General features: G+C 42.8%; 15 protein-coding genes. 10 read left to right on the forward strand and 5 right to left on the reverse strand.

Annotated features, from left to right (window positions below):
- The coding region (locus tag MK127_03200) for an aromatic ring-hydroxylating dioxygenase subunit alpha (GenBank protein MCH2531806.1) at nt 1–170 on the reverse strand (170 nt) is incomplete at its 3' end.
- Between the two features lie 102 nt (nt 171–272).
- Between MK127_03200 and MK127_03205 the strand changes: the two genes are divergently transcribed.
- Both MK127_03205 and MK127_03210 read left to right on the forward strand, forming a co-directional pair.
- The gene (locus MK127_03205; protein MCH2531807.1) at nt 273–1,202 is read left to right on the forward strand and encodes an alpha/beta hydrolase; all 930 of its coding nucleotides are present in this window, start codon (nt 273–275) and stop codon (nt 1,200–1,202) included.
- Nucleotides 1,202–2,464: an MFS transporter gene (locus tag MK127_03210; protein MCH2531808.1), complete on the forward strand. Its 1,263-nt coding sequence runs from the start codon at nt 1,202–1,204 to the stop codon at nt 2,462–2,464. Before MK127_03205 ends, MK127_03210 begins: the two co-directional genes overlap by 1 nt.
- A 52-nt stretch (nt 2,465–2,516) precedes the next feature.
- On the opposite strand, the gene MK127_03215 is transcribed toward MK127_03210, so the two are convergent.
- Complete coding sequence (locus MK127_03215; GenBank protein ID MCH2531809.1) at nt 2,517–3,827, reverse strand: Rieske 2Fe-2S domain-containing protein; 1,311 nt, start codon at nt 3,825–3,827, stop codon at nt 2,517–2,519.
- A 97-nt stretch (nt 3,828–3,924) separates the two neighbouring features.
- Between MK127_03215 and MK127_03220 the strand changes: the two genes are divergently transcribed.
- A complete protein-coding gene (locus tag MK127_03220) occupies nt 3,925–4,437 on the forward strand; it encodes a hypothetical protein (protein MCH2531810.1) in 513 nt (170 codons plus the stop codon).
- Nucleotides 4,424–4,984 carry a thiamine pyrophosphate-dependent enzyme gene (locus MK127_03225; GenBank protein MCH2531811.1) on the forward strand — a complete coding sequence of 187 codons (561 nt, stop codon included), beginning with the start codon at nt 4,424–4,426 and terminating at the stop codon, nt 4,982–4,984. Before MK127_03220 ends, MK127_03225 begins: the two co-directional genes overlap by 14 nt.
- 55 nt (nt 4,985–5,039) lie before the next feature.
- Here the strand turns inward: MK127_03225 and MK127_03230 are convergent, their stop codons facing one another.
- Both MK127_03230 and MK127_03235 read right to left on the reverse strand, forming a co-directional pair.
- Complete coding sequence (locus MK127_03230) at nt 5,040–6,050, reverse strand: glutamine synthetase beta-grasp domain-containing protein (GenBank protein ID MCH2531812.1); 1,011 nt, start codon at nt 6,048–6,050, stop codon at nt 5,040–5,042.
- A 33-nt stretch (nt 6,051–6,083) separates the two neighbouring features.
- Entirely contained in the window at nt 6,084–6,563 is a 480-nt protein-coding gene (locus MK127_03235; GenBank protein MCH2531813.1) for a peptidylprolyl isomerase, read from the reverse strand.
- 296 nt (nt 6,564–6,859) lie between these two features.
- Between MK127_03235 and MK127_03240 the strand changes: the two genes are divergently transcribed.
- Entirely contained in the window at nt 6,860–7,780 is a 921-nt protein-coding gene (locus MK127_03240) for an LLM class flavin-dependent oxidoreductase (GenBank protein MCH2531814.1), read from the forward strand.
- A 4-nt stretch (nt 7,781–7,784) separates the two neighbouring features.
- On the opposite strand, the gene MK127_03245 is transcribed toward MK127_03240, so the two are convergent.
- Nucleotides 7,785–8,579 (reverse strand): amidohydrolase family protein, encoded by a 795-nt coding sequence (locus MK127_03245; protein ID MCH2531815.1) that lies wholly within the window; start codon nt 8,577–8,579, stop codon nt 7,785–7,787.
- 126 nt (nt 8,580–8,705) lie between these two features.
- On the opposite strand from MK127_03245, the gene rpiB reads away from it, so the two are divergent.
- From rpiB to MK127_03270, 5 genes are all read left to right on the forward strand, one after another.
- A complete protein-coding gene (gene rpiB, locus MK127_03250; GenBank protein MCH2531816.1) occupies nt 8,706–9,170 on the forward strand; it encodes a ribose 5-phosphate isomerase B in 465 nt (154 codons plus the stop codon).
- Nucleotides 9,170–10,261 carry a transaldolase gene (gene tal / locus MK127_03255; GenBank protein ID MCH2531817.1) on the forward strand — a complete coding sequence of 364 codons (1,092 nt, stop codon included), beginning with the start codon at nt 9,170–9,172 and terminating at the stop codon, nt 10,259–10,261. The genes rpiB and tal overlap by 1 nt, the downstream gene beginning before the upstream one ends.
- A gap of 29 nt (nt 10,262–10,290) precedes the next feature.
- Nucleotides 10,291–11,205 (forward strand): decarboxylating 6-phosphogluconate dehydrogenase, encoded by a 915-nt coding sequence (gene gnd, locus MK127_03260; GenBank protein ID MCH2531818.1) that lies wholly within the window; start codon nt 10,291–10,293, stop codon nt 11,203–11,205.
- A gap of 61 nt (nt 11,206–11,266) precedes the next feature.
- A complete protein-coding gene (glmS, locus tag MK127_03265; GenBank protein MCH2531819.1) occupies nt 11,267–13,114 on the forward strand; it encodes a glutamine--fructose-6-phosphate transaminase (isomerizing) in 1,848 nt (615 codons plus the stop codon).
- Between the two features lie 218 nt (nt 13,115–13,332).
- Complete coding sequence (locus tag MK127_03270) at nt 13,333–13,707, forward strand: hypothetical protein (protein ID MCH2531820.1); 375 nt, start codon at nt 13,333–13,335, stop codon at nt 13,705–13,707.
- Nucleotides 13,708–13,715: the final 8 nt, after the last annotated feature.

Below are 13,715 nucleotides of genomic sequence, written 5' to 3' on the forward strand. Positions count from 1 at the left end.
TTATCCTTGTACAAAACTAGGTCTTCTCCGAGAAGCCTGACAGGCTTCGTAGGTTTTTCATCTAGTTCTGCTGCCGCAGCAATGGGATGCCAGTAACGACGCATGAGTTCACCCATTGGTGTTCCGGCGCCAACCCGAGCTAATTTCTCGTTTTCCTGAATACTAAGCATGATTGCCTCCATGCATATTTCTTAACGAAACAGTATGCTCGTGGTATCAAACGGTCAAGTACCGCAAGCGTATAATTAGGTAGTCTTTTTAAGGAGTTCGCTATGCCTTTAGACCCACAAGCAAAATTTTCACTAGAGCAACGAAAAGCAGCAGGAGTGCCAGGGCAACACGAAGTAAGTCCTGAAGAAGCAAGAAGGATGCAAGAGGCTGCGCCTCGTAAACCAGGCCCAGAAATTGGAAGTACCCAAGATAAAGAAATACCAGGAACCCATGGTCCTATTCCAATACGAATTTATACACCTGAAGGAACTGGTCCTTTTCCTATAACCATGTGGTTTCATGGTGGAGGATGGGTCATTGGAAACATAGAAACTAATGATTCTACGTGCAGGGCATTAGCAAAATCAGCTAGCTCCATCATTATTTCAGTTGACTATAAGTTAGCACCTGAGCACAAATTCCCCATCCCTTTTGATGATTGCTATGAGGCAACGTGCTGGGCTTTCAAAAATGCAGAAAGTTTCAATGGAGACTCTAGTAACTTAGCCGTAGCTGGGGCAAGCGCTGGGGGTAATTTAGCTACCGCTGTATCATTGAAAGCTAGAGATCAAAATGGACCAGTAATTAAACAACAGACCTTAGTTTACCCGGTGACTGACTACGATTTTTCTTACGAATCATATAGTGAGTGCAAGGAAGGTTACGGCCTAGAGTATGCAACCATGGTCTATTTCTGGAATTCTTATCTCTCAACGGAGCAAGACCAAGAAAATCCTTACGCTGTACCAATGAAGGCAGGAAACTTAAGTAATCTCCCGCCTGCGTTTGTACTTACTGTCGAGTTTGACCCTCTCCGAGATGAAGGAGAGGCATATGCCAATGCATTAAAACAATCGAATGTGCCAACAAAACTCACTAGGTACGATGGCATGATCCATGCATTTTTCAATGCAGGTATACCGTTCGATCAAACATGGGATGCAATTGCCGAAGTATGTGAAGAACTCAAGAAGGCATTTGGGACAACTTAGTGAAGGAAAACCCCAAAGGAATTCCTAAATATTGGCCGATCCAAAAAATCCATTACGGATGGGCTATAGTCGTTGCCTCATTTTTGTCTACCTTCGCGGAGGTTCCTGGATTCGGACCAGTACTTGGTGTCTTCATAAAACCGATTCAAGATGAACTAGGATGGTCTAGAGCAACTATCTCAACAGGGTTTCTAATCGGTAGTGTCACTGGTGCCTTGGCCAGTAGCGTAACTGGAAGGTTAATAGATCGTTATGGCCCAAGAGTAATTGTCTCTATTGCAGGGTTAGTAATTGCCATAGCCCTGATAGGACTTTCTCTTATGCAAGAAATTTGGCAATTTTGGGCTTTCTTTGGATTAGCCCGAGGCTCAGCTATTGCGGGTGTAGAAATTGGCACATCTGTAGCTGTCGCACAATGGTTTATACGCCAAAGAGGAAGAGCGCTAGCATTAAAATCTGTAGGCCAAAGATCTGGCCAAGCAGTTATACCTATAGTCATTTTCTTGATAATGGCTTGGTCTGACTGGAGAACCGCTTATCTCGCTCTTTCTGCATTTGCAGTCATATCCATTACTATCCCTGCTTATGCATTACTAAGGTCAAAACCAGAGAAATACGGGCTACAGCCTGATGGAGTGGAACTCCAATCGGCAAAATCGGAAAGTGGCACTCATGAAATTGAAGAGTCATGGACCTTGGCAGAAGCACGGAAAACCAAAGCTTTTTGGATGATCACCATATTCCTAATGTGCACGCCCTTTGTACAAGGTGCAACCAATTTGCATATGGTTGCGAACTTCCAAGACAAAGGCCTTCCTGATATACAAGCCGTTTCTATTGCTTCTATTTTTGCTGCTACTTCAGCCCTATCAATCGTTCCTATAGGCTTTGTACTTGAAAAAGTACATGTACGGATAGGCGCTATTGTACAAGCGGTGCTAGTTCTGATATCGATGCTGCTTTTATTAGTTGCAGATAGCTACCCTACTGCAATTCTATGGGCATTAATTTTTGGCGTAGGCGCTGGCATGCGTAACGTGGTAGAAGTACTACTGGTAGCCAATTATTTTGGCCGAGAGTCATTAGGAACCATCAAAGGATTTACTGCACCTTTTAGGGCAGTCAGCCCAATAGGTCCTGTTTTAGCTGGATTCATCCGTGACAAAACAGGAAGTTATGACCTTGCGTTTATAATTTTCGCGTCCGTGGCAATTTTAATGCTGGTATTAATGCTTGGCGCGAAACAGCCTTCAAAAAAATGAAAATGGACTGAGCCTTTGGCTAAAAGCTCAGTCCATTTCAATTAACTATCGTTTACTGGTTTAACGAAGCGTGGGATTCAGTCCAAGGCTTAGCACCTACCCAGGTACTTAAAACTTTCTCAATGCTTTCAACCATTTCATTCGACTCTCCCTGCTGAAGAGGCATATAACGCGTTGCCCAAGAAACATCTGATAATGCCTGCCATCTCTCCAAAGGTAAATCAATCCGTTCATTAACCTTAGGATCTCGTACAACTCCCATTGGATCAGCACCATCTGCAACTATTTCAGCCTGCTCCTTGAGAACTTTCCTATAGAGAATTATTCCTCTGTCAGATTCTCCAAGTTTCTCTTTTTCTCTTTCTGCATTCGATCCTTGAGTAATCCATGCTACGAAATCTTGGTGGTTAACCAAGTCTGGTATCAATTCACCATTAGGCTCATATAAATTCACATACCAATATGGAATTCTTTCTTGAATAGGAGGCTGCGACCCTTCAGCTGCACGATAAAAAAACCATGTTATGTGCATGGTGTTTTCATCATCCACTGGAACCCGGTATTGTAAATTGCAATTCACAACGCTGCCCACAAACAATATATTGGGGAAAAGCACAGGATGGCCAACCGACCAATCATGGTCTTCTTCGGTAGTACCTTCAACCACGCGGCGCTTAATTAATCCGTAGTCAAAAATATCAAATCCAATTTTATGATGCTTTCGGGGCACAGTAGGAAAAGTGTCAGCTTCAGCAAGACCCAATTTCACGGCCTTGTCCTGTTGCTGGCGCACACCCCAATAACCATGTAACCACTCAAGGTGTACAGGATCCATCGAATTCTCCATACACTGAAGCCAATTCACAGGAAGATTAACTAGCCCTATATCACACCAACCATCTTCCCATGCGAAAGTCTCCCATTTTGGCAACAACGGCGCAGGCTGGGGGCCTAGGTAGGCAAATAATAATCCGCCAAGTTCTTCGACAGGATATCCTGCGATTTTGACTTTTTCTTTGAATCGACCATCAGGCCGCACAGTTTCCTCAAAAGGCTGTTCGATACACTGACCTGTCTCGTCCATCATCCAGCCGTGGTACATACATCGAAGGCCATTGTCTTCAGGTATCCCGTAGGAAAGATCAACGCGCCGGTGAGGGCAAAAGCGTTCAATCAAGCCAATCGTGCCGGATTTATCTTTGTAAAGGACTAAATCTTCACCCAATATCCTGACTGGCTTGGTAGCCTTATCATCAAGTTCTGCAGCAGCAGCAATTGGGTGCCAATAACGGCGCATAAGTTCACCCATAGGCGTCCCTGGCATGATGCTCGTAAGAGCTTTATTTTCTTCTTGCGTCAGCATAGCTGCCTCCTTGTACGTCGCCATTTTAATGCAACTAAACGTTGCATTTCATTATCGGGGCTTACTATATTCTACATATGTTCTTTATAATCAGCCCATGCACTGGTCAGACATTACCATTAGTTCACTCAGATCGCATAGTATTTTTCATGCTACTTATGTTCCTGACGCTATAAATTGGAACATTCTGTCTAAACTTGAAAATGATGCTGATTTTAAAGTTATACCTGCCACCCGAGAAGAAGAGGCGATTGGTATCGCAGCAGGAATATATGCTGGCGGCCAAAAGTCCGCAATGTTCATGCAAAGTAGCGGGTTTGGAAATACCGTTAACGCATTAGCCCAACTTCTTGTTGCTTACAGAATACCGGTACCTCTATTTATAGGAATGCGGGGTGGCCTGGGAGAATTCAATGAGGTTCAAGTTCCTTCTGCTCGGCCAATCCCAGCCATTCTGGAGACGCTGAATATCCAGTACTATGCTCCTCTTAATGAACAAGATGTCGAGCAATATGTTAATGGTGCAATTGAACTAAGCTACGCTAGCAGGATGCCCGTAGCAATTCTCTGGTACTCCCAACTTGTAGGAGCAAAACGTGCTACGTCGTGACGGCTTAAAAATTATTCAAGAGCAAATTACTAATGAACCAGTAATTGCAAATCTTGGCCCCTCCACGTTTGATCTTCATTCATCCGGTGATCGAGATGCGAATCTCTATACCTGGGGAGCAATGGGGCTGGTCTCTTCGATCGGCCTAGGGGTAGCCATATCAGCACCCCAAACTAAGGTAATAGTCACCGATGGAGATGGTTCCCTGCTGATGAATTTAGGTTCACTTGCAACTATTGCTCGGCAGTCTCCCAAAAATCTAATTCACATAGTCTGGGATAATCAAATGTGGTACGAGACGGGAGGACAAGCTACGCATACATCTACAGGTACCAGCTTAGCAGGTATCGCAAAGGCTTCTGGCATAAAAAATGTGCTTGAAGTCTCTACGGCGGAAGAATTCAAGGCTGCTCTTACAATGGCATTAAATAATGAAGGGCCCTGGTTTATACATGCAGCGGTTGAAGAATTGAACGAGAAGCGTAATCGGCCTGAAGTTATGGTCGAGGAAAATTTGCTGCGATTTAGAAGAGTATTCCTAGGTTAAATCTATAAATCACATAATTAATAAAGGGGGGATTTAGGTCCCCCCTTTATTAATTTTACTTGCTTAATGCAGCCCCTACAGTCTCTACAATCAACCTAGTTACAGTATATGGATCCATATTGGCATTCGGTCGCCTATCCTCAATATAGCCTTTCCCGTCAACTTCAACTTGCCAAGGAATACGAACGGAAGCACCTCTGTTTGATAACCCGTACGAAAATTCCCTAAACGAAGCTGTTTCGTGTTGTCCCGTGAGTCGATGCTCAATACCGTAACCGTAATTCTCAATATGCAAATCGTGGCGAGTAGAAAGCGCCTCTGCGGCATCAATATTAGGCTGATACTCTGATCTCATAGCCTTTGTTGAGAAATTAGTGTGTGCCCCTGCCCCATTCCAGTCACCACGTACTGGTTTTGGGTCGAGAGTTGGACTAATGTCATATTCTTCTGCAATTCTGTATAGCAACCAACGAGCTATCCATAAGTGATCTGAAACCTCTAGAGCAGACAGTGGGCCTACTTGGAACTCCCACTGACCTGGCATAACTTCTGCATTGATGCCTGCTATACCTAACCCAGCATCCAGGCAAGCATCTAAATGATCTTCTACAACATCACGTCCAAAGATTTCATTGGAGCCTACTCCGCAGTAATAGCCCCCTTGAGGTTCTGGGTAACCGCCTTTTTCGGGAAACCCTAGCGGACGTACTCCATCCCCATCAAAAAAAGTGTATTCCTGTTCAATTCCAAACAGGAATTCCTGACTCGCGTATTTCTCTTGTGCCGCAGCACATGCAGCACGTGTGTTCGTTGGATGTGGCGACATATCTGTTAGTAATACTTCGCACATCACAAGAACATTGGGTTCACCGCGTATCGGATCAGGGCAGCTAAAAACTGGCCTTAAAACACAGTCAGATGCTTCACCAGGAGCTTGGTTCGTAGAAGATCCATCAAATCCCCAAATAGGCAAATCTGCTCCATCCTGGAGTATTTTTGTCTTCGATCGAATTTTTGCAGTTGGCTGTGTTCCGTCTATCCATATGTATTCGGCACGATAAGTCATTTTTCCCCCTCTTTAAGACGCTGTCTCATTTTACTAATTTTCTATAATTTCAATAGTGTGTATCTTGTCCCCGCTATTTGCAGCTGTTTGCGGGTCTCTTACGCTTATGCTCATCAACACATCAATGCCCTCTATAACTTCCCCGAAAACCGCGTGGCGATTGTCTAGGTGAGGAGTAGGACCGTGTGTAATAAAGAACTGTGAACCATTTGTGTTCGGCCCCGCATTTGCCATCGATAATATACCTGCTTTGTCGTGGCGCAGATCAGGATGGAATTCATCATTGAAGCGATACCCTGGACCTCCCATCCCAGAACCCGTAGGGTCGCCCCCTTGAGCCATAAAATTAGGAATTACCCTGTGGAAAGTGGTTTCATCATAAAACCCTTCCCTCGAAAGAAAGATAAAATTATTGACCGTATTCGGAACCTGAGCTGCAAACAATTTAATGCCAATATCACCTTTTTCAGTTTTAAATACTGCTGTATAGCTTTTGCTTGAATCTATAGCCATTGCTGGCGCACTATCATACTGTTTTGACATCTTAGCTCCGTCGTCTTTATTTTTTTCTAAAGGTGTAGCAGTCGGAGCAATAGTAGGTGTAGGAGTTGCTTCAGCTCCACATCCAGTCAATACTCCAGATATAATCATACAAACCACAGCAAGCTTACAGAGTAGTTTGAATTTCATAAGTGCGTACCTATTCATCTATTTCCTAATGAGGTTAAGTGGTAATGACTCGCTTCACAAGTGAAAAATCACCTATGTGCACAAATCGTAACAAAATCGTAACGAAGTAATAAAGAATAATGCAATTCGGATTACACCTACCAATACATAGAGCCGGCCAAGATAATCGAGGTGATTTCACCAATCATTTATCAAAAAAAGCCGAATGGGCTGAAAGTGTAGGCTTTCAATGCATTTCAGTGCTTGATCATCTGGCCCCATTTCACAAGGTAGGCAGTGCAGAAAGCCCAGTCCTAGATTGTTGGACCATACTCGGGGCATTAGCTGCATTTACTTCAAATACAAAATTGATGCCGCTAGTAAGTAATTCGTCAATCAGGCATCCAAGCATGATCGCAAAATCTTCAGCTAGTTTAGATATGCTCTCTGGTGGCCGAATGCAGCTGGGAATTGGAGCTGGTGGGTACAAACCGGAGTATGCTCAGCATGGATTTCCTTACCCAACAAAGCCTCAAAGATATGAGATTTTAAATGAGTCTATCCAAATAATCAGGCAACTCTGGTCCGGTCCTGACCAATATTTTCAAGGGTCCCATCATCAGCTTTCGGGGGCAACAATCTCTCCAAGGCCAATTACTTCGCCATTAATTCTTGTTGGGGGCAACAGCCTGGAGATAATGGATATTGCAGCCTCTAAAGCAGATGCAGTCAATATGGTCATGCCCAGCCTTGGAATTTTACAAAGGAATAAGCTTTATCTTGATCAAAAATCACATGGCTATCAAAGGCAGCCGTTGCAGCTAACAACATTGGAACGAGTAGTCATCGGGGAGACTGATAGCAAAATACACTCAAAATTAAATAAATTACTTCCCCCAAACACACATCCAGATCGTGGTTTAACCGGATCCATAGAAACTGTCTTAACTAAAATCGCCAATATGGAAAGGCACGGCGTAAGTTTCATCTATATATTCTTTGAAGAGGATGACGAAGAGTCTTACAATTTATTTCAAAGCAGAATTATTACTGAGTTTTAGGTTCTTATGCACCATAAAACGACTTCCCGTTTAATCTGAAAATTCTTGCAAATTGATCGTCAGTCAGCGGGCTAACGGCTTCCAAAAGGGCACTTAATACCGAACCGTAATCACCTATCTTAGGATCTAATGCGCTGTCTCCCCCGTAAACAACTCGTGAATACCCAAAAAGCCTCATTACGGGTTCGACAAATATTTTCAAATGCGCCGAACTCCAATTAGGAAGAGTATCCAGACTAAGAATTCCATTCAATTTCACATAGACATTCTTTGCAGTAGCTAAATTCATCATATACACACCCCACGGTTCTCTTTCGTTTCGAGCGATATATGGTGATCCAATATTCGTGAGCATAATTTTTAATTCGGGAATAAGCATTGCCAGTTCTTGGACCGAAGGGATTTGACGTGGCTCCAAAGACAAATCAAGGCTTAATCCATTTTCAGGTAGCAATTTTAAATTTTTTACGATCTCATCCCTAACAAGCCAATGGTTATCTTGGTGAGACCCAATTGGAAGGAATACTCCTTTAGTTTTCGCGTATTCCTTTAGAGTAGTAATAGATGATTTAAAGGATTTAGACTCTAAATCCACCCACACGGAAGCTGCAGATATATGGAGAGAATCTTCAGCAAATTTCAGTGCATTTTCTGTCGCTTGGAATTCTGGGGTTTCTTGGACCAAGACTAAACCCTCGATATTGAACTCCGACCGCAGTTTTTCAATGTCACTGCTTACTGGTTTGATATAGCTAAAATGTGAGTCAAAAACAGGAGATAAATTCATAAGCGTGCCCATAATACATTATCGCTGCATCCTTCTTAAATTATTTAGAAGTGGACTCAGCATTTCTATATAGATATGGTATCGTCAGAATGCTTCTAGCCTCCAGTTTCTTAGAATTCACACGAAGGAAGGTTGCGATTGAAAATAGCTATTGCTGCAGATCATGCGGGTTTCAATTTAAAAGCTGAAGTTATAAATATTATCCAAAATTTGGGACATCAAGTCGAAGACCTAGGTGCTCATAATTATGACCCTGACGATGACTATCCCGATTTTGCCAAACTGGTAGGCATAGCCGTAATGAACAAGTCTGCTGATCGTGGCATTATCGTCTGCGGTAGTGGAGTTGGGGCAAGTGTAGCTGCAAATAAAATATCCGGTATACGTGCTGCGGTATGCCACGATACCTATTCTGCACATCAAGGCGTCGAACATGATGATATGAACGTTCTTTGCCTGGGTGGCAGGATTATTGGGATTGAACTTGTGCATGAAATTTTGGAATCCTTCGTATCCGCTAAATTTTCTGGCGAGGAACGCCATTTACGTCGCCTAGGTAAAGTTATTGAACTTGAGAAAAATTCGAAGAGCAGCGATTCATAATGACAGTACTTATCCAAAATCTATCTCTGGGACAATCGACATGGATCGACTTTATACAGCGCTCCATGCTCCTATCCGGAGAATTCGAAGATTTAATTGCGAAAGGAGTTACTGGGCTTACTTCGAATCCTACAATATTTCAGAAAGCCATCACTACGAGCTCAGATTATGATTCTGACCTTAAGCACTATTCTCAATTGGAAAAAACACCATTCGAAATTTTTGAAGCACTTACTGTTCAAGATATACAAACTGCTGCAGATATTCTCTTACCCATATATCAAAAATCTAATTACAAAGATGGTTTTGTATCGTTAGAAGTTCGCCCCTCTCTATCACATGACACTGAGGGTACGGTAGCTGAAGCCAATCGATTATGGAGACTCATTGATCGACCTAATGCAATGATCAAGGTTCCAGCTACAAACGAAGGTATAAAAGCGCTAAAAATCTTAATTTCTCAGCAGATCAATATAAACGTAACTCTAATTTTTTCACTCAACGCATACACCAATGTAATGGATTCTTATATCGAAGGCTTACTAGAGTTAAACGCTGCTGGAAAGGATATATCTCGCGTTGCATCAGTAGCTTCTTTCTTTGTGAGCAGGGTAGATACTGCCATCGATTCACAGCTAGCAGAGCAATCCGAACTGCGAGGAAAGGCTGCTATTGCAAATGCAAAAGTTGCTTATCAAAAATTCGAAAAAAAGTTTCTTGAATCGGATTTCCAAAAATTAAGAACTCTAGGTGCGCAATATCAACGCCCTCTTTGGGCCAGTACGAGTACCAAAAATCCCCAATATCCCGACACTCTTTACGTTGATAATTTGGTCGGGCCTTACTCAGTCAATACTATGCCCCCAGAAACTTTGAATGCTGTTCTGGATCACGGAAAATCTGCAATAACAATTTCGGACGGAACTTCCGACGCAGATAAAACCTTACTGGAGTTATCAGAAAGTGGAATAAGTATGGAAAAAGCAACTGATAGGCTTTTAGCCGAAGGTATAACTGCTTTTTCGAAGTCCTTTGATGAAGTTATTCTAAGCATCAAAGAACGCTGCGAAGAATTCGCGGCCGCCAAGTAAATTGAACGACATCCCTGAGGAGGGCCAACATGGAAGTAGGAATGATTGGTCTAGGCCGTATGGGAGCAAATATGGCAATACGCCTAAGCAGAAACAATCACAATGTATATGCATATGACAGAGATCCTGATACGCGTTCCTCGCTGCAATCTAACTCCAAATCCATCACCATCGTTGATTCACTTGAAGATTTGGCCGCATCTCTAAATCCGCCTCGCTTTGTAGTCGTAATGGTTCCATCAGGCAACCCAACAGAAGCCACAATAGCCGCTCTCAGTGATGTATTAGCTGAAGGAGACGTAGTTATAGAGGGGGGGAATTCCAATTACAAGGATTCCATGCGTAGAGGGGCAAGCCTCAAACATCAAGGTATCAAAATGATAGATGCAGGGATTAGCGGAGGTGTCTGGGGCCTAGATCAAGGGTATTGCTTGATGGTTGGCGGTGATACAGAAGCAGTATCGGTAGCCGAACCTATTTTTCGATCGCTTGCACCTACTCATGATTCTGGGTTTGCGCATGTTGGTCAATTAGGTGCGGGTCATTTTACTAAAATGATTCATAATGCAATTGAATATGGCCTTATGCAAGCATACGCTGAAGGGTTTGAATTAATGAGCGCCAAGGATTTATTTGATTTAGACCTTGCTCAAATCGCGGAGGTTTGGCGACACGGCAGTGTCATTCGGTCTTGGCTTCTAGATCTTACTGCGACTGCACTACACGAAGAATCTGACCTAGGATCGATTGAACCTTGGGTCGAAGATTCTGGAGAAGGCCGTTGGGCCATTGAGGAGTCAGTTGATCTCGCTATTCCTGTTCCAGTAATGGCAATGGCGCTTCAAGCACGATTCCGATCACGCGATGAATCCCAATTCGGTTTTAAATTACTTGCAGCCATGCGTAATCAGTTTGGTGGACACTCTATACGTAGAAAAAAGTAAAGGCTTCAAATAGCTTCCCCATAGGCTCACTTGAAAAGCTTTCGACTGCTAAACTGTTGGCATGTGCGGAATTTTTGGATACTTAGGACCTCAAAACGCCTCCCCTATACTTATGGGAGGATTAGAGAGGCTTGCCTATAGAGGCTACGATAGTTCGGGGATAGTAATTGTAGATAATGATAATAACCTTAATGTGCTAAAAGCATCTGGGAAATTAGAAAATTTGCAAAATCTTTCTGCTACTAGTCCAATTGTCGGACAATGTGGAATAGGACACACTCGCTGGGCAACCCACGGAGAACCTACAGATAAAAATGCACACCCGCACCTTAGCCAGAAGAAGAATATCGCAGTTGTCCATAACGGGATCGTCGAAAATTTTAACGAATTAAAGAAATTTCTAATTGCTGCAGGCAGCCATTTCAATTCAGACACAGACACCGAAGTAATCCCTCTCCTTATTGAGGCTAATCTCGAACAAAGCTTTTCATTTGAAGAGGCCGTTCGTACTACTGTGAATCAATTACGAGGTGCGCATGCCATTGCATGTATATCTCAAAGTGAACCAGGGAAAATTGTAGTTGCCCGCAAAGGTAATGCTGGCGGGATCACCATAGGTCATGGAAATGGTGAAAGTTTTGTATCAAGTGATACATCTGCTCTTGTGCCTCTTACCACAAATGTTACCTATATTGAGTCCTCTGAGATGGCAGTTATAACTTCTACTGAATGCAGCATTAGTAGCCTCGATGGCAAAGCAATTGAGACAAAAACACATCAACTAGATATAGATTCATCAGCGATTGCAAAAGGCGGTTTTAAACATTTCATGCTGAAAGAAATAATGGAGCAACCTGAAGCCGCTACAAGCGTTCTCAGGGGACGCTTATCGTTTTCACCCGCCAAGATAGTACTGCCTTCGTTGCCATTTGCAACTAAAGATATTCAAAGTTTTTCTAGGGCAATTTTCCTAGGAATGGGTACTAGCGTTTACGCCGCACAGGTTGGAGCACGGTACCTTGAAAGCTTTGCTCGAATCCCCGCGTCAGTAGAAAACGCTGCTGAATTTCGTTATCGAGACGCAGTGCTTAACGAACAGTCGCTAGTGATTGCGATATCGCAATCGGGTGAAACGGCAGACACGCTAGAAGCCCTTAATGAAGCCAAATCGAAAGGTGCGCGTACTATTGCTATCACCAACGTCGAAGCAAGTGCAATTTCTCGTATCGCGGATGCAACCATTCTTATGCATGCAGGCCCTGAGATTGGAGTTGCTTCTACTAAGACGATGATTAACTCGATGGTTGTGATGTACTTATTGGCAAGCTGTTTCGCGCAAGAGCGAAAGGAAATTTCCATTGATGAATCAGAGGCGCATGTTCAGGAATTATCCCAGTTACCTGCCCTACTGGGAGATGCTATAGAAAACGCGCTTTGTACGGTTAAATCCGTAGCGAAAAAATATGCACAGTCAAAGCGATTTTTATTTATTGGCCGAGGACTGCTAGAGCCTATTGCACGTGAAGGCGCGATGAAACTAAAAGAGATTAGCTACATTCATGCTGAGGGAATGTCGGCAGCAGAAATAAAGCACGGACCCATCGCTCTCGTTGACGAAGAAACTCCTGTTATTGCGATAGCTCTCGACAATCCCCTGTACGAAAAAATGATTGTGAATATGTCTCAGGTACATGCACGCAAGGGCAGTGTGATCGCGATAGCAACTACACTGAAGTCAAGTATATTGAACGAAGCTGATGATGTGCTTTGGGTACCTCAATGCCCAGAATCGCTACAACCAATTATCGCTACAATTCCAGTTCAAATGCTGGCTTATGAAATCGCTGACTATTTAGGAAATGACATAGACCAGCCTAGGAATTTAGCAAAAAGCGTTACAGTCGAATAAATTATTCGGAGTGCTAACTATGCGATACCAAGTTCAGGACATCGACGGAAAGTTATTAGATTAAAATTAAGCGCGCTTCCGGAACATTCGGCGGCGGTCAAGATTTCCGGGCCGGAAATGAAGCAAATATATAAGTAGATTTTTCGTTTACAAATTTGAATTTAATGTGGAAAATTAATTCAAGTAATCCCACTAATCAAAAAGCTATGAGGCGAATAATGAAATTTAATTTAAATTTAAAAGATACTCATTTGGAAATTATAGACCAGCTAAAGGAAAAGCATTCGATTTCTTCAAGCGAAGAAATCGTAAAAAGGTATGTCAAATCTGCTCTTGAATTACAAAAGGATGATTTTATTTTTGATTCAAGAAGAGAAATTTGCATAGGGGGATGTTTTGCTTCTGAACCACAATTTGAAATTGATATGGATGACGATGACTTTGATAAATTAAGAAAAGTTTTCGAAAATTATCGTACTACTGAAAATTCAAGCGGTTTTTCTGAATACGCAACTGAAGCAGAAGAAGTTAGCAAAACAATACGATGCATTATCAATTTTGCTGAGAAGGAACCTGATTCAATTACAATTTAAGAATAGGG

It is taken from the genome of Dehalococcoidia bacterium, assembly GCA_022449765.1.
GTDB lineage: Bacteria > Chloroflexota > Dehalococcoidia > Lucifugimonadales > Australimonadaceae > UBA2963.

Bases quoted from the DNA above. Each gene is read 5' to 3' on its own strand.
- MK127_03220 (MCH2531810.1), top strand. From the start codon at position 3,925: ATGCACTGGTCAGACATTACCATTAGTTCACTCAGATCGCATAGTATT.
- glmS (MCH2531819.1), top strand. From the start codon at position 11,267: ATGTGCGGAATTTTTGGATACTTAGGACCTCAAAACGCCTCCCCTATA.
- tal (MCH2531817.1), top strand. From the start codon at position 9,170: ATGACAGTACTTATCCAAAATCTATCTCTGGGACAATCGACATGGATC.
- MK127_03270 (MCH2531820.1), top strand. From the start codon at position 13,333: ATGAAATTTAATTTAAATTTAAAAGATACTCATTTGGAAATTATAGAC.
- gnd (MCH2531818.1), top strand. From the start codon at position 10,291: ATGGAAGTAGGAATGATTGGTCTAGGCCGTATGGGAGCAAATATGGCA.
- MK127_03240 (MCH2531814.1), top strand. From the start codon at position 6,860: ATGCAATTCGGATTACACCTACCAATACATAGAGCCGGCCAAGATAAT.
- MK127_03235 (MCH2531813.1), bottom strand. From the start codon at position 6,563: ATGGCTATAGATTCAAGCAAAAGCTATACAGCAGTATTTAAAACTGAA.
- MK127_03205 (MCH2531807.1), top strand. From the start codon at position 273: ATGCCTTTAGACCCACAAGCAAAATTTTCACTAGAGCAACGAAAAGCA.
- MK127_03215 (MCH2531809.1), bottom strand. From the start codon at position 3,827: ATGCTGACGCAAGAAGAAAATAAAGCTCTTACGAGCATCATGCCAGGG.
- MK127_03245 (MCH2531815.1), bottom strand. From the start codon at position 8,579: ATGGGCACGCTTATGAATTTATCTCCTGTTTTTGACTCACATTTTAGC.
- MK127_03230 (MCH2531812.1), bottom strand. From the start codon at position 6,050: ATGACTTATCGTGCCGAATACATATGGATAGACGGAACACAGCCAACT.